Genomic DNA, 22,752 nt, shown 5'->3' on the forward strand with positions numbered 1-22,752 from the left:
AGCTTTGTAACATGAAGTTTGGAGTTGTTCTCCCGGGAGTGATAAATGCATAACCTGGTCATAGATATTGGCAATACCAACAGCAAAATGGCTGTTTTTGATGATAAAGTGCTGGTATTTTTCCAAAGCGCTGATCATATTGACCAGCATAGCCTTTCAGAATTAATTGATAAATACAAAATTGTAAGCTCTACTCTTTCCAGCGTGAAAGAGGATGTTTCAGCTATTGTGTCTATTCTGAAGAGCTCGACCAACTATATTCCTTTCTCTACCCAGCTGAATACAGGGGTGCAGAATCATTATCAGACACGGGCAACTCTGGGGCAGGACAGATGGGCAAAGGTCATAGCGGTTCATCATGCTTATCCAGGGCAGAATTGCCTGGTTATTGATGCAGGAACCTGTATTACCTATGATCTGCTCAACGATGAGAGTGCTTATTTTGGCGGTAGTATCAGCCTGGGTATCAACATGAGGTTCGAGGCATTGAATCATTACACGGGTAAACTTCCGCTGGTAAAATGGGACAAGGAATTACAGGGCATTCCCGACGGAACAGATACGCAGACGGCAATCACCAATGGTGTTTTACAGGGAGTAATCAACGAAGTTGAGGGCTTTATTTCCCTCCAGAATAAAAAAAATACAGACCTGAAGGTAGTAATAACGGGTGGCGACGCTACATTTTTGCTGGAACAATTAAAAAACAGCATCTTTGCGCCTCAAATTATACACGATCCCTATTTGGTATTAAAAGGATTAAACGAAGTCATTGCATTTGAATATGTACAAAAAGATTAATTATATAACTGCAGTTCTGGTGCTGCTTGCCAGCATTTCTGTCCACGCACAAGTTACAATACAGTCGCCTTACTCAAGGTACGGACTTGGAAACCTCAAAGGGAGCCTCCTTCCACAGTACAGGGCAATGGGAGGTATTTCTACTGCAGTAAATAAACCTACAGGATACAACACCGTCAATATGGCAAACCCGGCTTCGTATGCTGGAATTACGCTTGCTACTATTGATGTAGGGATGTCTGGTACCATTACCAACCTGACCAAGGGTGATGCCAGTGACAGGAGTTTTAATGCTACGCTGAGCCATCTGGCGCTTGCATTTCCCGTTACTACACATTCTGCATTGAGTTTCGGTATCCTTCCATATTCAGAGTTAGGTTACAATTATTCACAAACCAGTACCGTTACCAGTGGCTCCGGAACAGGAAACCCTGCTACACAAAATGTAACCAGTTTATACAATGGTGAGGGTGGATTGACCAAAGCTTACTTTGGTTATGGATACCGCATTGGTGAAAACTTTAGAATTGGTGCTAACGTAGAGTATCTTTTCGGAAATATGATCGAAAACAGAGACCTGCAGGTAAATGATACAGAGATCGGCCAGGGAAGTTATGGTGTACGTCTGCAAAACAAAAACAGTGTAGGTGGCGTAGCGTTTTCTTACGGTGCCCAGTATGATATTCACCTGAATTCAAAGATGCTCGTTACCCTGGGATACTCAGGATCATCTGCTTCTACGGTTAATTCTACAAGAACATTCCTTGCTACGAAATTTGTATACGACGGTATTGAAGACGGTGGTACAACCATCGAAACTCTGGATTCTACAGGAACCGGAAAATCCAACCTTAAACTTCCTTTGGTGCACAACTTCGGTATTGTACTTCAGAAATATAACAAATGGATGATCGGTGCCGATGTCAGAATGGGCAACTGGTCTGACCTGAAGATCAATGGTGTCAACCAGGGTCTGCAGAACAGCAGAGGCGCTTCAATCGGTGGTCAGATTACTCCTGATATCACTTCCATCAACAGTTACTGGAGTAAAGTTGATTACCGTCTCGGTTTGAGCTATGATAAAACGTACATCAAACTGACAGACAACGACGTTAAGCAGATGGCTTTATCCTTCGGTCTGGGCCTTCCGCTGGCCAATTCAAGAAATGCATTCTACAAGCTGAACTTTACTACTGAGATCGGCCGCAGAGGAACAATGGTGAGCAACGACCTGCGTGAGAACTATATCAACCTGCACCTGGGCTTCACCATCAATGACAGATGGTTCCAGAGATTTAAATTCGACTAATGAATTCTGCAGGCATATTTTCGCGGATAGCTTTATTGTGCCTTATACCGCTTTTTTTAATTTCATGTAATGATGATGATTTAAAAAAAGCGGCTGAAATTTCCTCAAAAAAACTCGTACTGAGCAAAGACAGGTCGCTCAAGGTAGAGATCGTTTTCAGCGATTCTGCTGTGGTGAAGGCAAAAGGTTATGCGCCCGTACTCGATCAGGTAGCACCCAGCTCCGGGAGTAAGTACCAGGAGATGCCCAAGGGCGTAAAAATTACCTTCTTTGATCCCCTTCAAAAGGTGACGGGTACCATCGTCTCAGATTATGCCCTCCGGAAAGAAACTGAACAGCTTACAATTTTCAAGAAAAATGTAGTCGTAGTGAGGGATGACCTGACTTTTAATACCGAAGAACTCACCTGGGATCAGCGTAAAAGAATGTTCTTTTCACCACGTGGTATCGTAACCCGCCCAGACGGCACGGTGCTCAATGCAATTAACTTCAGTGCACCCGAAGATTTCAGCTCTGTAGATTTTGAACAGGGCTCCGGACAAACTTATGTGAAGGGTGATTTGGCACAGTAATCCATAGATTTCTGCTGTCTTATTCCCTTAATTTTTAAATACTTATTCAAAACAATATAATTGTTTTCTTTTTTTGGCAAAAGTTGTATCTTGCGCCCTCTTAAAAAAAATATAAATATTAGATATTATGGGTTTAATGACCACTTTGCGGAATCGCGCAGGCTTTATCTTGGTAGGAGCCATCGGTTTTGCAATTGTTGCATTTTTAGTTGGTGATGCAATTAACGTAGGTAAGCCTTTCTGGGCGGCATCACAAAAAGTTGTTGGAACCGTAGATGGTGAAGAAATCAACATCGATGAGTTCGGTCCTAAAGTAGATCAGAATCTGCAGCAGTTCAAACAACAATACGGCGGTAGTGCCAATCCACAAATGACAGCTATGGCTGTTGATAATGCCTGGAATGGTGAATTAGCCACAATTTTATTGTCAAAAGAATACAAACGCCTGGGTCTTGATATCTCAGGAGATGAATTGTTCGACTTAATGCAGGGCAAAAATCCAAGTCCGCTGATTGTTCAATATTTTGGTAACCCACAAACTGGTCAGGTAGACCGTGCTGCGGTAATCAATTCCCTGAAACAACGTGCTGCAAATCCTCAGTTGAAACAACAGTGGGATCTTCTGGAAGCAGAAATCGAAAAACAAGCTTTACAGCAAAAATATGCCGGACTGGTTAAAAACTCTGTATACGTAACTTCATTAGAAGCTAACGACGAATATCAGAACAGAAATAAACTGGCAAACTTCAGCTATGTAAGCCTTGATTACGCAAGTATTCCTGACGCTTCTGTTAAACCTTCAGATGCTGATTACTCAGACTATTATAACGATAACAAGAAGAAATTTGAAAACCCTTCTGAAACACGTTCATTTGAATACGTTTCATTTAGTGTTAACCCAACTAAAGAAGATTCAGCTGCAACCAAAGTACAGGTTAACAAACTTGCTGCAGGCTTTCAGGCTTCAAAAAGTGATTCATTGTTTTCAGCAATCAACTCTGATGTAAAAGTTCCTTACGCTTACATCACCAAAGGTAAACTTGATCCGCAAATTGATTCGGCAGTGTTTGCTTTGCCTGGTGGTAGCTTCTACGGACCTGTATTCTCGGGTAACTCTTACAAGATGGTAAAAGTTATCGATACACGTATGTCTCCGGATTCTGTTAAGGCAAGCCATATTTTGCTGGATGCTGCGAAAATGGGCGGGGTAGATAAAGCAGAGAAATTTGCTGACTCCCTGAAAACTCTGGTTCAGAATGGTGGAAGCTTCTCAGCACTGGCTAAAATGTACAGCGTTGATGGATCTAAAGATAAAGGTGGTGAACTGGGTACCTTCGCAAGAGGTCAGATGGTTCCTGAATTTGAGAATGCTGCTTTCAACGGTAAAACCGGTGATCTTAAAGTAGTACGTTCACAATTCGGTGTACATCTGATTAAAATTGAAAACCAGATCGGCTCTTCTAAAGTTGCTAAACTGGCATATATCGAGAAAAACCTTTCTCCAAGCAGCAAAACTAAAGATCAGGCTTACAAAAAAGCATCTGCCTTCTTAAATAGTGTTAAAGGCGATAACTTCGCTGCAGAAGCTAAAAAAGCAGGATATACTGTAGCAGTAGCAGACAGGATCTCCGGAAGTCAGGGTTATGCCCCGGGTCTTGATAATCCACGTCAGCTGATTCGTGATGCTTTTGGTGCAGAGAAAGGCGATGTGCTTACAGAAGTATATCAAATGGATAATGCTTATGTAATTGCTCACCTTACTGATATTAAACCAAAAGGTATCCTTCCACTGGAAGCAGTGAAGAAAGATATCGAGCCAATGGTATTGAATGCTGTTAAAGCAAAAATGCTCACTGAAAAGCTTAAAAATGCTGCTCAGGGTGCATCAAGCCTGGCACAGGTAGCTCAGAAACTTGGTAAAACTGTAACACCGGTTCAGAATATTGTTTTTGCAAACCCAATCGTTCCGGGTGCTGCACAGGAAAACAAACTTATCGGAAGCGTATTTGGTTCAGCTGTAAATAAAGTGTCTAAGCCTATTGATGGCGAGCGCGCAGCGTACGTGTTTACTGTAAACGGATTCACTAACCCGGCTCCAATTGGAAACACTTACAAACAAAAAGAATCTATGCTTCAGGGTATTGCTCAAAGATCATTAGGAGCTGCTTTCCAGGCATTGCAGGATAAAAGTGATATAAAAGACAATAGAGTGAAATTCTATTAGATTGAAATACGTAATTTTGAAACCGGAAGTAACATTACTTCCGGTTTTTTTATTTTACGGCCATGGAAATTCAGGAAAATATAGTCAATAAGGTAGCTTCAAGTGGTTTAATTACCTTAAACCTTGAAGAATATTATCATCAGGGTGAGCGTGTGGTATATGATCTCAAAGAAAATCTCTTCCATGGCTTAATCCTTAGAGAAAAGGATTTCAGAGAGTTTATTAAAACCCACGACTGGACGGCTTACAGCGGTAAGAACGTTGCCATCATCTGCAGTGCGGATGCCATTGTGCCTACCTGGGCGTATATGCTGCTTGCAAACAGGTTGAAACCTTTTGCCAATGAAGTGGTCTTTGGCGGACCAGAAGTTCTGGAAGCAGTTTTATTTACAAGAGCACTGTCAAAGATTGATATCTCCGCCTATAAAGACGAGCGTGTAGTGATCAAGGGTTGTGCTGATATAGAAGTGCCGGTTTCTGCCTATGTAGAGATTACAGCCTTGTTAACACCTGTCGTTAAAAGTATTATGTATGGCGAACCGTGTTCCACTGTGCCGATCTATAAACGAAAGGATTAGTTTCTGGATTGCTTTTTGTGTTTAAACAGGGTATGAGAAAAATATACTTGCTGACTATCTTCCTGATTGCCCTGATGAATGCTCAGGCACAGGAGTTGCCTTTAGTTAAGGAACCTGTTTTTCAGGAAGGTGAAGTGTTGGAGTATAAGCTCAGATACGGGATTATTACAGCGGCCGAAGGTATCATCAAAGTACTTAACTCTGATCTCAAATTCAACAATAAGCCTACGTACCGTCTGGTGGTTGATGCCCGTACATCGGGTACATTCGACGTTTTTTATAAGATCCGGGATCATTATGATTCTTATATTGATAAAGAGGACCTGACACCTTATTTTTATCAGGAGGATATCAAAGAATCCAAATATAAGCGGCAGGATAAGGCACGCTTTTATCAGGATACTAAAAAGGTCGTTTCCAATAAGGGTACATTTACCACACCTACCAACCAGACCTTCGATCTCGTTTCTGCCTATTATTTTGCACGGAGCCTTGATATCACCAAGCTCAAAATAGGTGAACAATTCAAACTCAACTACTTTTTAGGAAAAGAAATACATCAGCTGCAAATAAAATATGTCGGTAAGGAAGTCGTTAAAAGTAAGCTGGGAGATATCCGCTGTCTGAAATTCAGCCCTTCAATTGAGCCTGGCAGGATTTTTAGAAAAGACAGCAATTTATACCTCTGGATTACCGATGATGGCAACAGGGTGCCTGTAAAGGCCCAGGTTGAAATCATTGTAGGAGCCGTTACAATGGAAATTAAATCGGCCACAGGATTAAAATATCCCCTGGCAAAAGAAAAATAAAAACAATGATAGAAGTACAGAACACTCTCATACATGAGGATGTCATCCGCGAAAGTTTTGTGTGTAACCTTAACAAATGTAAAGGTATCTGCTGTGTGGAAGGTGATGCAGGAGCTCCCCTCGAGGTTGCAGAAACCGCTATTTTAGCAGAAATTTATCCGAAGATCAAACACATGCTGGCCCCGAAAGGTATAGCCGCGATAGAAGAGTATGGCACTTCAGTAGTTGATGCTGATGGCGACCTCACTACACCATGTGTGGATGGCAATAAAGAATGTGCCTATGTAACTTTTGAAAACGGAATTACCAAATGTGCGATAGAGAAAGCCCATGAGGAGGGGATTGTAGATTGGCAGAAGCCGATTTCCTGCCACCTGTATCCGATCAGGATTACCCAGTATCCCGAGTTTGACGTGCTTAATTACGACCGCTGGCACATCTGTTCTGATGCATGTACCTTTGGCAGAGAGCTCAAAGTTCCTGTTTATACCTTTTTAAAAGGGCCGCTAATCAGAAAATATGGAGAAGAATGGTACAGGGAATTAGAAAATAGTGTATCTTCAAATCTGTAAAATATAAAACGAGTATTTTGAAAGGAATAATTTTAGCAGGAGGAAGTGGCACGAGGCTACATCCTTTAACCTTAGTCATGAGCAAGCAGATGATGCCTGTGTATGACAAACCGATGATCTACTATCCGCTGTCAACACTGATGCTGGCTGGAATTAATGAAATACTTATCATCTCAACCCCACATGATCTTCCCAATTTCCAGAAACTTCTGGGGGATGGAAGCAGTCTAGGCTGTAAATTCACTTATGCAGTGCAGCATGAGCCGAATGGTCTTGCCCAGGCGTTCGTGATTGGTGCAGACTTTATCGGAACAGATAAAGTGGCTTTGGTACTTGGAGACAATATCTTCTATGGTGATGGTATGGCCAGATTACTGCAGGCCAGTTCTGATCCTGAGGGAGGTGTCGTTTTCGCCTACCGTGTTTCAGATCCTGAACGTTATGGTGTAGTAGAATTTGATGCCGACAATAAAGCGGTATCGATTGAAGAAAAGCCTGAAAATCCAAAATCTGATTACGCTGTGCCAGGTCTGTACTTTTATGATAACAGCGTTGTAGAAATTGCAAAAAATATCAAACCTTCACCAAGAGGTGAATATGAAATTACCGATGTAAATAAAGCCTACCTGGAGCAGGGAAACCTGAAGGTGGGAGTACTCAGCCGTGGTACCGCCTGGCTGGATACAGGAACCTTTGCCTCCCTGATGCAAGCCGGACAGTTTGTGCAGGTCATTGAAGAGCGCCAGGGCCTTAAAATCGGATGTATCGAAGAAGTAGCCTTCAGAATGGGTTTCATCGATAAAGAGCAGCTGCGTAAAATCGCTACGCCGCTCGTAAAAAGCGGGTACGGAGCATACCTGTTAAAATTGATCAAATAATAATCTAAACACAATATAGTTAAACCAAGCATATGAGTTTTAAATCGCCCAGACTACCTTATATAGGAGTCGATATTGGAGGTTCGCACATCACGGCAGCACACATTGATGCCGATGATTTCAAAATTGTTAAAAGTTCTCTGATCAGAGAACGTGTAGCCTCCATGGAAGGCGCTGATGTAATCATTAAAGCATGGGTAGATGCCCTGACCCCGCTGATCGTAACTTCGGGAGAGGAGCAAATACATATTGGAATTGCAATGCCTGGACCTTTCAATTATGAAAAAGGTATTTCGCTGATGAAAGGAACAAAGAAATATGATTCTCTGTATGAGATGAATGTTTTGGAAATTCTTGCTCAAAAATTAGGTATCCCAGAGAGCCATATTCTTTTTAGAAACGATGCTGAATCGTTTTTGCACGGTGAATTAGCTTCTGGAGCAGTTGCTGGCGAGAAGCGTGCCGTGGGTATCACATTAGGTACAGGTTTAGGATCTGCGAGCAATTGCCAGGGTAGTACTGTAGATTCAGACCGTGCTTTTATTCCATTCAAAGACAGCATCGCTGAAGAGTATATTTCAACCAGATGGTTTGCCAATAGATATAAAGAATTAACAGGAAAAGAGATCAAAGATGTGATGGCCCTGCTGGCTACAGAAGATCAGGCTATAAAAGATCAGATCTTTGAAGAGTTTGGTGAAAACCTGGCTCTGTTCTTAAACGATTTTATTGAGCAGGAACAACCAACTGTGGTTGTGATTGGCGGTAATATCGCAAAGACCTGGGATTACTTTATTCCAATTGTACTTAAACATCTTAAAAATAAAGAAGTGGTGCTTAAACAAAGCACCATGTGGGAAGATGCAGCGCTTGTGGGTGCAGCATATAGCTGGTTTCAGTCTTAAGATAACCTGCTAAAGAAAAACCCCGGTACGAACCTATGTTCATACCGGGGTTTTTTATGACCTTACCGGATTAACTAGATCGCTTTTGTAGCATTCTGCAGCCACTGGCGTTCTTCCTCATTCAAAGCAGGGCTCAGTCTTTCCAGTACCAAAGCATGATAGGCATTCAGCCAGTCAATCTGTGATTGCTCCAGTAGCTCCTTCACTACAATAGTCGTATTGATCGGAGCAATAGTCAGTGCCTCAAAGGCATAAAATTCATTGAACTCATTAGACTCTGCCCTGATGGTGTTCACCAGGTTCTCGATACGTATTCCATGTTTTCCGGGACGGTAAATGCCAGGTTCCACAGAAGTGATCATACCCAGTTCAACCGGTATGGCTGTAGGCGTCGGATTCAAAACCTGCGGTCCTTCATGCACATTGAGCAGATAGCCCACGCCATGTCCTGTACCATGCCCGTAGTTAATGGCGTGCTCCCATAGCGGTTTCCTGGTTACAGCGTCAATCTGATAACCACAGGTGCCTTTCGGGAATTGTACTTTACAGCCCTCGATCATGCCTTTTAATACCAGCGTATAATCCGTTCTTTCCTGTTCTGTAGTTTCCCCTACCGGTATTGTCCGCGTTACATCTGTCGTACCATAAAAATATTGTCCGCCGGAATCAACCAGGAACAAGCTTTCCGCTTTAATCTCTGCATCACTCTCTTCGGTAGGTGCATAATGCGGCAGTGCTCCATGGGCCCTGTAGGCACTGATGGTATTGAAACTGTCTCCGATATAGCCTTCCTGCTCAGCACGGTATTGAGTCAGCCGTGTTGCCGCAGAGCGTTCTGTGATTTTTATTTTACCAATGTTCTCCTCCAGCCATTTAAAAAAGCGGGTTAGAGCCACACCGTCTTTGCGCATTGCTTCGCGCGTGTTTGTCAGTTCAACCTCGTTTTTTACCGCTTTAAGATGGGTAGAAGGATTGATTTCTTTGATGATCTGCACTGAAGCCGGGATCAGTTTGGCGTAGGCAAAGCAGTTGCGTTTGGGATCTATAAATACAGAACTTTGCTCGGGGATCAGTTTTAAAGCATCCTCTATTTCTTCGTAAGGCAAAACTTCTGCGCCACTTTTCAGCAGGTTTACTTTTTCGTCTTCTGTAAGTTTCCCTGGATGGATAAATAACTTTGCATGATCCTGGTTGATCAGCGCAAAGCTCAGCACTACCGGGTTAAAGCTCACATCTTTTCCCCTGATGTTAAATAACCAGGCGATATCATCCAGTGAAGATACCAGGTGATACTCCGCACCATAGTTGCTTAGTTCAGCACGAACTGCCGTCAGTTTACTGCTCACAGATTGTCCTGCGTGTTCTTCACTGATCAGAAAAGCATTGTCAGCAGGAAGTGCCGGACGGTTATCCCAGATCGAACTCAGATAATCTTTATGCTGCAGGCTGATGCCTTTCAATGATAATTGCTGTGTAAGCAGGTCTCCCAGCAGCACAGACAGTAATTTCTCATCTGTCGCTACAATGGCACCTTTGTCAAGTTTATTTTTAAGCCATTGAATATATTCAGGGGCATGCTGTACTTTTTGTTTAACCAGCTCAAAGCCGCTGTTATGTAATTGTTCTGCGGCCTGTTCAAAATATCTGAAATCAGTCCACAGACCAGCAAAATCCTGTGTGATCACTAATGTTCCTGCAGATCCGGTAAATCCCGAAGCAAAAGGTATGCATTGATAATGTTTAGGCAGATACTCGCTGATATGCGGATCTGCTGAGGGGATAATATAGGCTTCTACATTATCGGCCTTCATTTGTGAACGTATTTTGCTTAATTTTTCCTCGTATGTCATATCTGCAAATGTTGGATAATGAATATTGAGGAACAAATCTAAGGATTTTATTTACACGACTCCTACAAACACCCGTTCATGTCGAGATACAAGAATAATACAATTTATTTCGTAAAGTATAACCTAAAAACTATCTTACAGCTAATATCAAATTATACCATTGCTGATCCTGAGCGTTGTTTGCCCTGCTCAGGAGAAGCAAAGGTTTATAATTATCATTAAAAATTGTGTATTTGATAATTATAAGTCCTAAATGTGTCTTTTTTGAGAGCTTTTTTGTGTTTCGTATTTTAAATATGATAAAAAACCAATAAATGTGTCATTGTGCTATGTTTTTGTAGTAAAAATTGCATAATTTTAAAATAAGGCATTAACAAAACTCTCGTATTATCAAAAATCAATTTAAATATCATGAATCTGAGCTCCTTATTTATTTAAGTGAAGGTAATATGCCTGCTTTTGAGCAGATTTATGAGCTGTATTGGTCGGACTTATACAATTATGCCTATAATATCCTGAGAGACAAAGATGTCTGCGAAGAAATTATCCAGGAAACCTTCTTCTCCATGTGGACCAAACGGGAACAGCTGCAGATCACCCACTCTTTGAAATCTTATCTCTTTACTGCGGTTAAATTCCAGACTATTAACTATATAAGATCAGAAAAGGTAAAAAGAGATTATGCTGCCAATTATGCGTCATTCAAAAAAATGAACTTCGACAACTCAAATGAGGAGCATATGCATCTGACAGATTTAAAGGGACTCATTGAAAATGAAGTCTCAAAACTGCCCGAAAAATGCCAGGAAATATTTAGAATGAGCAGAAATGAGCATCAATCTATCAAAAATATTGCTGATCTGATGAATATTTCCCATAAAACAGTAGAAAACCAGCTGACTAAAGCTTTGCGTCAGCTCAGATCTTCCCTGGGGCAATTCTTTTCTCTTTCTATCCTGCTTTTTGCCATCTGCTAAAACTATTTACCTGCCAAATATTAATAATTTTTAAAATAATCTTACATCGCGTAGGTGTATTGATCTGCTGAAACGACTTTACAGTAGAAAGCCAGATATAAAGGCAGAAATGGTAGAATGCAGAATAAAGATTTTGATACATTAATTGAAAAATATCTCAATAATGAGCTGAATGCTGAGGAAAGGGAAAATGTGGAATTGTGGCTCCGTCATCTCAGTGATCATTCTGCAGCGGAGAAATTGACGGACACAGAGCAAAAGGAGAGGGGAGACAGGATGTTTGCTGCATTGCAACAACGCATCAGTCAGCCTGAGACCAAAGAGATCAACAGATTCCAGAAACTCAGGCCCGTTTTAAAAATGGCTGCTACCTTTTTTCTATGCTGTTCTTTGATTTTTTTCTTCCGTACCAGATTGCTCGAAATACTTAACATTAACCAGTATGCCTCGGTAACTAATTCCGGTGGCAAAATTACCAAAGCAATACTGTCTGATGGCAGTATCGTATGGCTGAAGGGAAATAGTGAGCTGATCTATCCTTTAAAGTTTAAAGGTGCTTTAAGGATGGTAGACCTGAAAGGGGAGGCACTCTTTGAGATTTCAAAAGATCCGGCGCATCCTTTCGAAATTTCCTGTGGGGGATTAAAGACGAGGGTGTTGGGCACCAGTTTTAATATCAGGCATGCCAGTAATAAAATTGAGGTCAACGTTCTTACAGGGCAGGTGTATCTGAGTTCTGCTAAGTCGGCCCCGGTCGTTCTCCATCCCCGCCAGAAGGCAGTGTACCTGGAGCACAGGAAAACCATTGTCAAACAGCCTGAGCCAGTGCTGGAAGTAGCAGAGCTCACCAAAGGGACAGAATATATGATGCAGTTTAATGATGCCAGGGTTGCAGATGTGCTGCAGAGGATCGAAAACAAGTTTGAGGTAGAGATTACATTTAAGGATAAAAAAATAAGCAACAACCGCATCACTGCTGATTTTACAGATCAGTCCCTGGTAAATACCATCAGCATGATGAGCGATGTTTTTAACATGGATTTCCGCATCGACGGGCAATCGGTAACACTTGAGGACAAAACTTAACCAAATCAACTATAACCAAAAACTTAAAACCAGAAAAGCCTATGATCAAATAGCAAACTCATTTTACAGATGGCAGAGGTGTTGAAGCCACCTCTGCCACGGAATTCCCCCTCAATTTACATTAAGAATCACCCTGTCAAAAGACATGGGTAAGGGACTTTTTTGTCTCATTCAATCAGGAAATTAACAAAAAATCAAACAAATGTATGCAAAAATGTAAGGAAACCAGAAAGGTTCTTTTTATTCAGCTCATGCGGATCTCGGTGTTACAGATCGTCTCGCTATTGTTGCTCTCAGGTACGTTATTCGCCATTCCTGCCTCCTCAGAGAGTATATTAAATAAACGTCTTACCCTTAGCTTAAAGGATGTTCCGCTGGAAACGGCACTCAAAAATATCCAGGCAAAGGCCGATGTTAAATTCGTTTACAGTTCTACTATCATTCCCTTAAACACCAAAGTCAGCGTAAATGCAAGTCAGGAAAAACTCGGCGATATCTTAAATGATATCCTGGTCAGCCTGCATGTCAATTACAGCGTAAACGCCAGTCAGTATATCGTGTTAAAGAAAACCGACATCGCTATGGCTGACAGCCTTACAGCAGATGCCCTCCTGGCCAGCCAGCAGCATACTGTCAGCGGTAAGGTGGTAGGAAAAGCTGATGGAAAGCCCTTTCCCGGAGTTAGTGTCGTGGTTAAAGGCACAAAAACAGGAACTGTTACAGGCGCTGACGGAACTTTTAAGATCAGCGTTCCAAATAATGAAAGCGTACTGGTATTTACTTATATCAGTTTTCAAACGCAGGAAGTTGCTGTAGGAACCAATAGAACTATCAATGTAGAACTCAGTGAAAGTGCCAATGCACTGACAGAAGTTGTCGTAACTGCTGCAGGTATCAAAAGAGAGAAAACCTCTCTCGGATATTCTGTAAGTACCGTTAATGCCGATAAACTTGCACAAAAATCTGAACCCGATCCGCTGCGTGCTCTCACAGGCAAGGTTGCAGGTGTAAATATCCAGTCATCAGGTGGTGTTGCCGGTGGTGCAACTAATATCAATATCCGTGGTAACTCTTCCCTCAACGGAAATAACCAGCCCCTGTTTGTAGTCGATGGTGTTCCATTTGATAACTCCAGTTTCGGAAATGTGGGCACCAACAGTGGCGGCGCTGCAGGGGTAACTAACCGTGCGTTCGACCTTGATCCCAATAATATCCAAAGCATGACCGTCCTCAAGGGAGCTGCCGCTGCGGCACTTTACGGATCCAGGGCTGCCAATGGGGCCGTGATCATCACTACCAAAGCCGGCAAAAAAATGAGCAGGAAAGGTACTGAGATTACTTACAATACTTCCTATGCCGTTGAGAACGTTTCGGGCTTACCAGAATACCAGACCAAATACGGACAGGGAACCAATCAGGATTACCGCCATGGTGTTTATGCTTCCTGGGGACTTCCTTTTCCGGGTGTAGAAAGTATACTCCCTACCAGAACTACCGTTCCTCATCAGTTAACACGCCAGTTTAGTTCTGCGGTTTTCCCTCAGTTTTATCAGGCAGATGGCGTTACGCCCATCCAGGTCCCTTACAGATCTTACGCAAAGGAGAATGTGAAGAACTTCTTCCAGACTGGTAGTGTATATGAAAACGCACTTTCCATCTCTTCGGGTAGCGAGAAAGGCAACTTCACCGCAGGTTTCTCCAGAACCAATAATAAAGGTGTAGTGCCCAGCAATGAGATCAACAGAACCTCATTTAATGTCAGTGGTAACATGAAGCTCGACAATAAATTCTATGTGAGCGGTTCCATGAACTATGTGGTGACAGATCAAAAGACCCCGCCAATCGGTGGTGCTACAGGCTCCATCATGTCTGCCCTCATGTACACCCCAACCAGTTACGACCTCACCGGCTACCCATTTGAGAACCCTATCGATGGCAGCAATGTTTACGATTACACAGGTCTTGATAACCCGTACTGGTCTACCAAACACAGCGTTTCCAGCAGTAATGTAGACAGGTTTTATGGTAACCTGGTACTGGGCTTCGATCCGCTGCCATGGCTCAACGTACAAAATACAGCAGGTTTCAACGCTTACACCGACAGGAGATTAAATGTTCGTGGCAAGGGTTCGTCATCGTATCCCAACGGAAGTATCAGTACAGACGATATTTACCGTCAGGAGCTGGATAATACCTTCCTCGTTACTGCAACAAAAAAGCTGACGAGCGATCTCTCGTTGCGCTGGATCCTGGGTAATAACATCAACCAGCGTTATACCAACCGTAAAGCCTTTTATGGAGATGGAATCATTGTGGCCGATCTCAATACGATCACCAATACCAGCTCCGTTACGCCAATACAGTTAAACTACAACAGGAATTTATTGAAACAACGCTATTATGCCTTCTTCACCGATATCACCTTCGATTATAAGGATTATGCCTCTTTAAACCTTGTGGGCCGTAATGATGTTTCATCTACACTGCCATCCAACAACCAGAGTTATTTCTATGGTGGTGCCAACGGTTCCTTCATCTTCACCAAAGCCTTCAAGCTCCCTGATAATATCCTGAGTTTTGGTAAAATCAGGGGTGGTTATACCCGTGTGGGTAATGAGGCCACGCCTTATCAGACTGCTGCGTTCTACCTGATCAACTCACCACTGGGTGCCACTACGGGGACAGGCGCTGTAGGTACACCATTCAATCCCGGGGGTTCTAACTACAATTCGGTAACGCTGGCAAATTTACTCACCAATGCCAACCTCAAGCCTGAGTTTATCACTGAGCTCGAGGTCGGTACAGAACTTCAGTTCCTGCACAACAGGATCGGGCTCGATTTCACCTATTACAGCAAAAAGAGTACTTCACAGATCTTTGAGGTAACAGCAGCTCCTTCATCGGGCTTTACCACGCAGATCCTCAACCTGGGTCAGGCTACCAACAAAGGGATCGAGGTTGCCCTTAATATTGCCCCTTTCAGAAGCGATAAAGGATTCAACTGGGATATCTCAACGGTGTTTACCCGCAACAGAAACGTAATTGACAATCTGGGCGACTACAAGCAGTTTGTCTATGGCGGCGCGCAGGGCACGAGCAGTGTACATATTGTTGGCAATTCTTACGGACTCATCTATGGTACAGCCTATGCACGTAGTCCTGATGGACAAATCCTGATCGACCCTAATACCGGCAAACCACTGGTATCTGGTTCATTGCAGCCGATTGGTAATCCAAATCCAGACTTTATCCTGGGTATCAACAATACCTTCAGCTACAAGAACTTCTCCCTGTCAGTATTGATGGATCTTAAAAAGGGAGGCGATATCTATTCCAACACTGTCGGACAAATGATGTCGCGCGGTGTAACCAGAGATACAGAGAACAGAGAGTTTACCATTGTTGCGCCGGGCGTACTCGGCAATGTCGCTACGTTACAGCCATTGCTGGATGCCAATGGAAATACCATTCCAAACAATGTGGCAATCAGTTATGAAGATTATTTCTTTACCAACGGTTTAGGTCCGGGTGGTGTGGATGAAGGATCTGTATTTGATGCTACAGTATTCCGTCTCCGTGAGATCTCCCTGGCGTATCAGATTCCAAAGAACCTGCTTAAAAAGACCCCTTTCGGCTCAGGAACAATCTCGGTGAGTGGACGTAACCTTTGGTACTATGCGCCAAACTTCCCTAAATACACAAATTTTGATCCTGAAGTAAGTTCACTGGGCGTAGGCAACTCACAGGGGTATGATAACCTTTCTGTTCCAACAACCAGAAGGTTCGGTGTCAACCTCAGGTTCAGTTTTTAATGAATGGTATTAAAGTATTTAAACAGAGATGAAATGAGAAATAAAAATTACATTTTCCTGCTAACGGGTATGTTGCTGATCGGTGGTTCCTGCAAAAAGTTTGTAGATATTAATGAGGACCCAAACAACCCCACCTCTGCACAGCTCACCTTATTATTGCCCTCTACGGAGATCTCCATGGCGGCAAACATGTACCAGCTCAACAGCGGTACATCTACAATTATACAACAGACCGTTTGGTCCAGCGGAATCAGCAGGTTCCAGCAGCAGGGTACAGACTATGCAAACTCCTGGGATGGTTTTTACTCCCAGACGCTGAATGATCTGGAGACGGTAATCAAAACCGGAACAGAACAACAGCAGTGGGGCTATGTAGGTATTGCCAAACTGGAAAAAGTTTACCTCTACAGTCTCATGGTAGACATGTGGGGTGATATTCCTTATTCAGAAGCAGAAAAAGGATCCGTAACTACCAGCCCCCCTTTGGAGAAAGGTGCCGAGATTTATGACAAATTGCTGGTGCTGCTCGATGAAGGTATGGCCGATATCAATAAAATTACGGCCACAACCCTTGTACCGGCCAGCTCAGACCTGTTTTATGCAGGTGCTAAAAACTCATGGTTAAGCATGGGTAACTCACTCAAATTAAAATTATATAATCAGATCCGTCTGGTAGACCCTGCAAGATCGGCAACAGCGATCAGGACCATTCTCAGCAGCGGGGCTCCGCTGATCGGTGCCAATACACTTGATTTCACCTTCAGGTTTGGCTCATCGCAAAATCCCAACAACCGTCATCCATGGCACCGTGCAGAATACCAGAGTGCCAAAACTTTCTACCAGAGTCAGTCCTGGATCGACCTGTTATTCAATGCTGATGATCCGCGTCTGCGGGCCTTTATCTACAGGCAAAACGCAACTGCCGGGTTAAATAACGGAGCCAACAGTAATGGTTACTACGGGCGTAATCCGGGTGATGGTACTGCTGCGCCGGCAGATCAGACACGCCGTTCTACCTTCGGTATTTACCCTGCCGGTGGTTTATATGACAACGCTGCCATCAATAACCTTCCGGCATCAAACCTATACCTCACCAACACAGGGGCAACGGCTACACTCAAGGTAGTTGCTGTAACCGATGGTACCGGAGCAGGAATCATGCCTTTGCTCACCAATGCGATGGTGAAATTTATCCGTGCCGAAGCGGCCTTAACCCTGTCCACGGGTGATGATGCCAGAGCCAATTTTGCTGATGGAGTAACCGCCAGCCTCAATAGTGTAAGCACCTATTCTACGGCCAATGGCGGAGTGACTATTCCTGCAGCCACTATTACTGGTTTTGTAAACCGCCTGCTGGTTCAGTATGATGCTGCAGATGCTGCCGGAAAACTCCGCCTGGTCATGACACAAAAGTATATCGCTTCATATGGTAACGGAATGGAATCTTACACCGATTACAGAAGGACAGGTTTGCCGGTTTTGAGAGAGCTCTTATCGCCACTCAGCACCTTCCCGCTGCGTTTGTATTATTCACAGACAGAGCTGTCGTCCAATATTTCATTTGGCGCCAATGCCAGTGCTATACAGGTAGCACAGCAGATTACACCGGTTTTTTGGGATAAATAAATATTTAACTATATGCAAATGAAAAATCTTATACTATCTATAACATGTGTTTTGCTGGCCCTCAGTGCATGTAAAAAAGTTGATTACGAATGGGAAGATTATACGTATACCGCATTGCCGCTGGTCACAGTAGATACAGCCATGTCGGCCCTGCCTACACGCCAGACAGCCAAAGTCTCTTTTTTCAACCTCAGAGATCCCAATGTCGCCAATCAGCGTTTCTCCTTTACGCTCGACTGGATTGGTTATGGCAAGGCTACTGTAGCCTCTATTGAAGTGTACAACAGTTTTAACAAGGCCGAGTCCAGTGTGCCTGCCTATCCTATTGTGATGTCGTACCCGGGAGGGATGTATCCCAATATTGCCCAGTTTCCATTACCCGGAAACCTCAATGCTACGGATAAACTTTATGAAACGGTAACCACCTTCCCCAAAACCTACACCTTCACCGCTGCCCAGCTGGCAACGCTGGCGGGGATCAATCTGAGCAGCGTTGCGGTAAACGATTACTTTATCTTCAAGTTTGTCCTTAACCTGACAGACGGACGCAGGATTGCCGCTTACTTCTCCAACGTAGCCGATGAATCCAGAAACGAGTTTGGTGATCCGCGTACCGGCGTGCGCTTTAAAAATCAATAACCTATTATATCAGCCATATGTTTATCATCAAAAAAAATATACTCTTCGCCTTACTGCTCACGGGATGTGCAGGAGCGGTCAATGCTCAGCAGAGCGAAGCAGCTGCAACCGTACCAATTGATAAAAAGTACAGCGCAGAGATTAAGAAGATCGCTGCAGCACCCCTGGTAAAAAAGGCTATGCAGCAAATCCTGGATCTTGAAAAAGAAACCATGAGTAACCATGTGCTGCTCACCGAGATCCCTGCGCCCCCATACAAAGAAGCTAAAAGAGCCGCAAAATTCGCGGAAATGATCAAAGCTGCGGGTATCGATTCTGTCTGGACGGATACCGCGGGCAATGTGCTGGCCTTCCGTAAAGGGCGTACCGGAAAAAGACGTGTTGTTTTAGAGGCGCATATGGATACCGTTTTTCCGGAGGGTACCGATGTAACGGTAAAATACAGAGGGGATACCTTGTGCGCTCCGGGTGTTGGAGATGATACCCGCTCACTCTCAGTATTACTCACCATCATCAAAGTGATGAAACAGACAGACATTCAGACGGATGCGGATGTATTATTTGTAGGTGCCACGGGCGAAGAAGGGCAGGGAGATCTGAGAGGAGTCAAGAACCTGTTCAGTGCGGCAGGTCCCGGAAAGATTGATTCTTTTATCGCTATTGATGGCGGAGGAAACGAAGGTATTGTACACCGTGCGCTGGGTTCACACCGCTACCGTGTAACCTTCAAAGGTCCGGGCGGGCACTCTTCAGGGGCTTTTGGTATCGGCAATCCACACAATGCGCTGGGCCGTGCCATGCACTACTGGGATGAATCCGGCAATGCCTATGCTTCAACACCGGGCACAAGGGTAACCTTTAGCGTTGGCGTCATCGGTGGCGGAACTTCTGTAAACTCTGTTCCTTTCGAATCCTGGATGGAAGTAGACATGCGCTCAGAAAACCCGGAACGCCTCAACGCCATGGATGCCTTGTTCAAGGCGGCGGTCAGCAAAGCTCTTGCAGAAGAAAATGCGATCAAGAAAATGGGTAAAGACCTGACAGTGGATATCAAACTGATTGGCGATCGCCCTGCGGGGAACAACCCTGCAACAATTCCGTTAGTTCAGCGCATGATGGCTACGATCACTTATCTTGGTGGAACACCAAAACTAAGGGAGGGATCTACTGATTCTAACATCCCTTTTGCAAAAGGAGTACCGGCAATGACCATCGGACAGGGTGGCAAAGCGGGGAATGCACACTCACTGAATGAGTGGTTTGTGAATGATAAAGGATACATCGGAATACAACAGTCGCTGCTGGTTCTGCTCTCTGAGGCGGGCCTGGCAAAATAAAGCAGAAACATAAAAATGGAGAATATGTACAACAAATTTAGTAAAATGTTTACCCTGGCTTTGCTGTGTGCAGCAGGCTTAGCCAGTGCGCAATCCATTCCTTCGCCAAAGGAGCACTTTGGTTTTAACATCGGGGATGATTACAAGCTGACCACCTACACCCAGGCAGAAGCCTATTACAAAAAACTGGCGGCCTCTCCGCGCACCAAACTCGTAGATATAGGGATGACGGAAGAAGGCCGCCATCAATGGATGCTCATCGTTTCTTCACCGGAGAACATCAAAAAGCTGGCGGAGTACAAGGATATTTCGCGCAAGCTTGCCCATGCAGAGAACCTTACACCGGATGAAGCCAGAAAGCTGGCTGCAAAAGGTAAAGCTGTCGTTTGGATCGATGGGGGACTCCATGCCACAGAAACAGTCGGAGCGCATCAGCTGATCGAAACCATGTACCAGCTGGTTACCCGTACCGACGAAGAAACCATGACCATCCTCAACAACGACATCATCCTGTTGGCGCAGGCCAATCCCGATGGGCAGGAGCTGGTGAGCAACTGGTACATGCGCAATGCGGATACGCTCAAGCGCAAGCTGGATATCCCGCGTTTGTACGAGAAGTTTGTGGGCCATGATAACAACCGGGATTTCTACATGATGAACATGAAGGAAAGCCAGAACATCAGCAACCAGCTGTTTGTAGAGTGGATTCCGCAGATCATGTACAACCACCACCAGCGTGGTCCTGAAGGCTCTGTGCTGGCGGGACCTCCGTACCGCGATCCTTTCAACTACGTATTTGATCCACTGATCGTTACCAGTATCGATGGTGTGGGTGCCTCCATGAACAACCGTTTAAATACAGAGAACAAACCCGGGTATACCCAGCGTAACGGCTCACAGTTCTCTACCTGGTGGAATGGCGGCCTGCGTACTACGCCATATTTCCACAATATGGTGGGACTGCTCACAGAAATCATCGGCGGACCAACACCTGAGGATATCTCCCTGGTGCCAGACCGTCTGATTCCGAATGGTGCTACCCCTAACCCGGTTGTTCCCCAGAGATGGCACTTCCGCCAGTCCATCGATTACTCTGTTTCGCTTAACTATGGGGTGCTCGACTATGCTTCGCGTAACCGCAGCCAGTTGCTGTATAACATCTACCAGATGGGGCAGAACTCCATCGCCCGTGGCCATCAGGATCACTGGACTTTCTACCCTAAATATGTGCAGGCCATTAAAGACGCCTATAACAAGGATAAAAAAGATGCCGGTGCCGAGAAAAGCGAAGGCGAATTCTCTTTCGGCAGTGAAAGCGGTATCCCTGCGAAATATTTTGATGCCGTGATGAAAAACCCTGAACTGCGCGATGCAAGGGCATATATTATTCCTGCAAACCAGTCAGATTTTCCTACGGCCATCCGCTTTATCAATTCGCTGATCCGCTCGGGTATCCGTGTGGAGAAAGCCACTTCAACCTTTACTTCTGAAGGAAAAACCTATCCTGGAGGATCCTATGTAGTTTCTGCTGCCCAGGCTTTCCGTCCGCATGTGATTGATATGTTCGAACCTCAGGATCACCCTAATGATTTCCAGTATGAGGGCGGGCCTCCCATCAGACCTTATGATGCTGCGGGATGGACACTGGCCTTCCAGATGGGCGTCAAGTTTGATCGTGCCATGAGCGAAGTGACGGGCGATTTCAAGACCATCCCTTACGGAGAAATCCAGCTGGCACCAAAACTGAGCGTAGCCACTGCTAAAACAGGATATACCATCAGTCCTAAACAAAACAATGCCTTCATTGCCGTGAACGACCTGCTCAAAGGCGGGGCCGAAGTTTACCGTCCAACCACAGGTACTACCGGAGATTTTTATGTTCCTGCCTCAGCAGCTGCAAAAACTATCCTCAGTAAATCTGCCGCTGAACACGGACTGATGGTAAACGCTGCTACTGCCAAACCATCAGGGTTAACAAAAATCAGCACTTCACGCATAGCAATTGTAGATGTGTATGGAGGCTCAATCCCTGCGGGATGGGTACGCTGGCTTATGGAGCAGTACCATTACGGGTATACCATGATCTACCCTAATGAGGTAGATGCGGGCGACCTCAATAAAAGGTTTGATGCCATTATCATGGTGACAGGAATTGTTCCTGCCTCCGATAAACCGGGAGCTGCAAGCCGTTACTTCGACAGGATGCCTAAAGCAGAAGATGTGCCTGCAGAGTTCCAGCCAAGGGTAGGTAAGATCTCTGTGGCCAAATCAGTGCCTATGCTTAAGAAATTCCTGGAAGCAGGTGGAAATATCGTCACCATTGGTACCAGTACCAACCTGGCTTATCATTTAGGCTTACCTGTTAAAAATCAACTTGTAGAAGCCGGCAAAGACGGTAAGGATAAACCACTTCCGGGTACCAAGTATTACATCCCGGGCAGTTTGTTAAAGGTTAGCCTTGATACCAAACAGCCTTCCAACTGGGGTATGGCAGAAGAGAACGATGTACTGTTCGACCGCAGTCCGGTGTTTAAACTCGATGCAGGTGCTGCTTCAAAAGGCATCAAACCCCTTGCATGGTTTGCCACAACCACACCTCTGCACAGCGGATGGGCATGGGGACAGGCGTACCTCAAAGATGGTGTAGCCGCTTTCGAAGCGCCGGTAGGCAAAGGTAAACTCTATGCTTTCGGACCGGAAATTACCTTCAGGGGCCAGTCGCACAGCACCTTCAAAATGTTGTTCAACGAATTATACAGCCAGAAAAAATAACCAGA

At 44.4% G+C, this 22,752-nt stretch carries 17 protein-coding genes; 16 read left to right on the plus strand and 1 reads right to left on the minus strand.

Going from position 1 to position 22,752, the window contains the following annotated elements:
* Nucleotides 1–45: 45 nt before the first annotated feature.
* From OQY15_RS21750 to OQY15_RS21790, 9 genes are all read left to right on the plus strand, one after another.
* On the plus strand, nucleotides 46–801 hold the full coding sequence (locus OQY15_RS21750; protein WP_265794214.1) for a type III pantothenate kinase: 756 nt from the start codon (nucleotides 46–48) through the stop codon (nucleotides 799–801).
* Nucleotides 785–2,110, plus strand: coding sequence for a hypothetical protein (locus OQY15_RS21755; protein ID WP_265794215.1), 1,326 nt, complete (start codon nucleotides 785–787; stop codon nucleotides 2,108–2,110). The genes OQY15_RS21750 and OQY15_RS21755 overlap by 17 nt, the downstream gene beginning before the upstream one ends.
* The gene (locus tag OQY15_RS21760; RefSeq protein WP_265794217.1) at nucleotides 2,110–2,682 is read left to right on the plus strand and encodes a hypothetical protein; all 573 of its coding nucleotides are present in this window, start codon (nucleotides 2,110–2,112) and stop codon (nucleotides 2,680–2,682) included. The genes OQY15_RS21755 and OQY15_RS21760 overlap by 1 nt, the downstream gene beginning before the upstream one ends.
* 127 nt (nucleotides 2,683–2,809) lie before the next feature.
* Complete coding sequence (locus tag OQY15_RS21765) at nucleotides 2,810–4,906, plus strand: SurA N-terminal domain-containing protein (RefSeq protein WP_265794218.1); 2,097 nt, start codon at nucleotides 2,810–2,812, stop codon at nucleotides 4,904–4,906.
* Between the two features lie 62 nt (nucleotides 4,907–4,968).
* On the plus strand, nucleotides 4,969–5,484 hold the full coding sequence (locus OQY15_RS21770; RefSeq protein WP_265794221.1) for a DUF2480 family protein: 516 nt from the start codon (nucleotides 4,969–4,971) through the stop codon (nucleotides 5,482–5,484).
* 32 nt (nucleotides 5,485–5,516) lie between these two features.
* Nucleotides 5,517–6,293, plus strand: a complete 777-nt coding sequence (locus tag OQY15_RS21775) for a DUF3108 domain-containing protein (protein ID WP_265794222.1) — start codon at nucleotides 5,517–5,519, stop codon at nucleotides 6,291–6,293.
* A gap of 5 nt (nucleotides 6,294–6,298) precedes the next feature.
* On the plus strand, nucleotides 6,299–6,865 hold the full coding sequence (locus tag OQY15_RS21780; RefSeq protein WP_265794224.1) for a DUF3109 family protein: 567 nt from the start codon (nucleotides 6,299–6,301) through the stop codon (nucleotides 6,863–6,865).
* A 17-nt stretch (nucleotides 6,866–6,882) separates the two neighbouring features.
* Nucleotides 6,883–7,743 (plus strand): glucose-1-phosphate thymidylyltransferase RfbA, encoded by an 861-nt coding sequence (gene rfbA, locus OQY15_RS21785; RefSeq protein ID WP_265794225.1) that lies wholly within the window; start codon nucleotides 6,883–6,885, stop codon nucleotides 7,741–7,743.
* 32 nt (nucleotides 7,744–7,775) lie between these two features.
* Nucleotides 7,776–8,648, plus strand: a complete 873-nt coding sequence (locus OQY15_RS21790) for an ROK family protein (RefSeq protein ID WP_265794227.1) — start codon at nucleotides 7,776–7,778, stop codon at nucleotides 8,646–8,648.
* Nucleotides 8,649–8,722: 74 nt separating this feature from the next.
* Here the strand turns inward: OQY15_RS21790 and OQY15_RS21795 are convergent, their stop codons facing one another.
* Nucleotides 8,723–10,498 carry an aminopeptidase P family protein gene (locus tag OQY15_RS21795; protein ID WP_265794229.1) on the minus strand — a complete coding sequence of 592 codons (1,776 nt, stop codon included), beginning with the start codon at nucleotides 10,496–10,498 and terminating at the stop codon, nucleotides 8,723–8,725.
* Nucleotides 10,499–10,947: 449 nt separating this feature from the next.
* Here OQY15_RS21795 and OQY15_RS21800 point away from each other — a divergent pair, with 449 nt between their 5' ends.
* The 7 genes from OQY15_RS21800 (at nucleotide 10,948) to OQY15_RS21830 (ending at nucleotide 22,747) form a co-directional block, all read left to right on the plus strand.
* Nucleotides 10,948–11,475, plus strand: a complete 528-nt coding sequence (locus tag OQY15_RS21800; RefSeq protein ID WP_265794231.1) for an RNA polymerase sigma-70 factor — start codon at nucleotides 10,948–10,950, stop codon at nucleotides 11,473–11,475.
* A 117-nt stretch (nucleotides 11,476–11,592) separates the two neighbouring features.
* On the plus strand, nucleotides 11,593–12,561 hold the full coding sequence (locus tag OQY15_RS21805) for a FecR domain-containing protein (RefSeq protein ID WP_265794233.1): 969 nt from the start codon (nucleotides 11,593–11,595) through the stop codon (nucleotides 12,559–12,561).
* A gap of 206 nt (nucleotides 12,562–12,767) precedes the next feature.
* Nucleotides 12,768–16,373 (plus strand): SusC/RagA family TonB-linked outer membrane protein, encoded by a 3,606-nt coding sequence (locus OQY15_RS21810; protein WP_265794235.1) that lies wholly within the window; start codon nucleotides 12,768–12,770, stop codon nucleotides 16,371–16,373.
* 33 nt (nucleotides 16,374–16,406) lie between these two features.
* On the plus strand, nucleotides 16,407–17,999 hold the full coding sequence (locus OQY15_RS21815; RefSeq protein ID WP_265794239.1) for a SusD/RagB family nutrient-binding outer membrane lipoprotein: 1,593 nt from the start codon (nucleotides 16,407–16,409) through the stop codon (nucleotides 17,997–17,999).
* Between the two features lie 18 nt (nucleotides 18,000–18,017).
* Nucleotides 18,018–18,638 (plus strand): hypothetical protein, encoded by a 621-nt coding sequence (locus tag OQY15_RS21820; protein ID WP_265794240.1) that lies wholly within the window; start codon nucleotides 18,018–18,020, stop codon nucleotides 18,636–18,638.
* Between the two features lie 17 nt (nucleotides 18,639–18,655).
* Nucleotides 18,656–19,975: a M20/M25/M40 family metallo-hydrolase gene (locus OQY15_RS21825; RefSeq protein WP_265794241.1), complete on the plus strand. Its 1,320-nt coding sequence runs from the start codon at nucleotides 18,656–18,658 to the stop codon at nucleotides 19,973–19,975.
* Between the two features lie 24 nt (nucleotides 19,976–19,999).
* Nucleotides 20,000–22,747 (plus strand): M14 metallopeptidase family protein, encoded by a 2,748-nt coding sequence (locus OQY15_RS21830; RefSeq protein WP_265794242.1) that lies wholly within the window; start codon nucleotides 20,000–20,002, stop codon nucleotides 22,745–22,747.
* Nucleotides 22,748–22,752 lie beyond the last annotated feature (5 nt).

The sequence above is a fragment of the Pedobacter sp. MC2016-15 genome, assembly GCF_026239695.1.
Classification (GTDB): domain Bacteria; phylum Bacteroidota; class Bacteroidia; order Sphingobacteriales; family Sphingobacteriaceae; genus Pedobacter.

What these genes read in the sequence shown, in the direction of transcription:
- OQY15_RS21750 (WP_265794214.1), top strand. Translation starts at nt 46, where the DNA reads ATGCATAACCTGGTCATAGATATTGGCAATACCAACAGCAAAATGGCT.
- OQY15_RS21755 (WP_265794215.1), top strand. Translation starts at nt 785, where the DNA reads ATGTACAAAAAGATTAATTATATAACTGCAGTTCTGGTGCTGCTTGCC.
- OQY15_RS21760 (WP_265794217.1), top strand. Translation starts at nt 2,110, where the DNA reads ATGAATTCTGCAGGCATATTTTCGCGGATAGCTTTATTGTGCCTTATA.
- OQY15_RS21765 (WP_265794218.1), top strand. Translation starts at nt 2,810, where the DNA reads ATGGGTTTAATGACCACTTTGCGGAATCGCGCAGGCTTTATCTTGGTA.
- OQY15_RS21770 (WP_265794221.1), top strand. Translation starts at nt 4,969, where the DNA reads ATGGAAATTCAGGAAAATATAGTCAATAAGGTAGCTTCAAGTGGTTTA.
- OQY15_RS21775 (WP_265794222.1), top strand. Translation starts at nt 5,517, where the DNA reads ATGAGAAAAATATACTTGCTGACTATCTTCCTGATTGCCCTGATGAAT.
- OQY15_RS21780 (WP_265794224.1), top strand. Translation starts at nt 6,299, where the DNA reads ATGATAGAAGTACAGAACACTCTCATACATGAGGATGTCATCCGCGAA.
- OQY15_RS21790 (WP_265794227.1), top strand. Translation starts at nt 7,776, where the DNA reads ATGAGTTTTAAATCGCCCAGACTACCTTATATAGGAGTCGATATTGGA.
- OQY15_RS21795 (WP_265794229.1), bottom strand. Translation starts at nt 10,498, where the DNA reads ATGACATACGAGGAAAAATTAAGCAAAATACGTTCACAAATGAAGGCC.
- OQY15_RS21800 (WP_265794231.1), top strand. Translation starts at nt 10,948, where the DNA reads ATGCCTGCTTTTGAGCAGATTTATGAGCTGTATTGGTCGGACTTATAC.
- OQY15_RS21805 (WP_265794233.1), top strand. Translation starts at nt 11,593, where the DNA reads ATGCAGAATAAAGATTTTGATACATTAATTGAAAAATATCTCAATAAT.
- OQY15_RS21810 (WP_265794235.1), top strand. Translation starts at nt 12,768, where the DNA reads ATGCAAAAATGTAAGGAAACCAGAAAGGTTCTTTTTATTCAGCTCATG.
- OQY15_RS21815 (WP_265794239.1), top strand. Translation starts at nt 16,407, where the DNA reads ATGAGAAATAAAAATTACATTTTCCTGCTAACGGGTATGTTGCTGATC.
- OQY15_RS21820 (WP_265794240.1), top strand. Translation starts at nt 18,018, where the DNA reads ATGAAAAATCTTATACTATCTATAACATGTGTTTTGCTGGCCCTCAGT.
- OQY15_RS21825 (WP_265794241.1), top strand. Translation starts at nt 18,656, where the DNA reads ATGTTTATCATCAAAAAAAATATACTCTTCGCCTTACTGCTCACGGGA.
- OQY15_RS21830 (WP_265794242.1), top strand. Translation starts at nt 20,000, where the DNA reads ATGTACAACAAATTTAGTAAAATGTTTACCCTGGCTTTGCTGTGTGCA.